The 555-nt window shown below is 44.7% G+C and carries 1 protein-coding gene; it reads right to left on the reverse strand.

The window, feature by feature from the left end; genetic code table 11:
• Positions 1-146: 146 nt before the first annotated feature.
• A partial coding sequence (locus tag R7Q48_RS29965) for a uroporphyrinogen decarboxylase family protein (protein WP_318134039.1) occupies positions 147-555 on the reverse strand: 409 nt, incomplete at its 5' end.

The raw sequence follows: 555 nt of genomic DNA on the forward strand, positions 1-555 counted from the left end.
GTTTATAATTGACTTTAATTTTTATTGTACAGCTTAGATAGTAATTAGATCATGACAGGCCAAATGCTTACTAAGCTGTACAATTCAAATTTCAGGTAAAAAAATACCGGCACTGATGGCCGGTATTGGATTTCAATAAATCGAGATTATTTGTGGTAAGGCTTAGATAGCTCATGTACCGCTTCAACAAACACACCCGCGTTTTCTGGCGGCACATCTAGGTGGATGCCATGACCTAGGTTGAATACGTGACCTGTACCAGCATCACCAAAACCTTCTAGGATACCCGCTACTTCTTCACGGATGCGCTCAGGTGAAGCGTAAAGCATAGATGGGTCCATGTTGCCTTGCAGTGCCACTTTATCGCCGATACGCGCTTTCGCATCTGCAATATTGATCGTCCAGTCTAGACCAACTGCATCGCAACCCGTTGCTGCGATTTGCTCTAGCCACATACCGCCATTCTTAGTAAATAGCGTAACAGGTACGCGACGACCGTCATTTTCGCGAATCAGGCCATCCACAATCTTGTGCATGTATTGCAATGAGAACAGG

This window comes from Vibrio sp. 378, assembly GCF_033339435.1.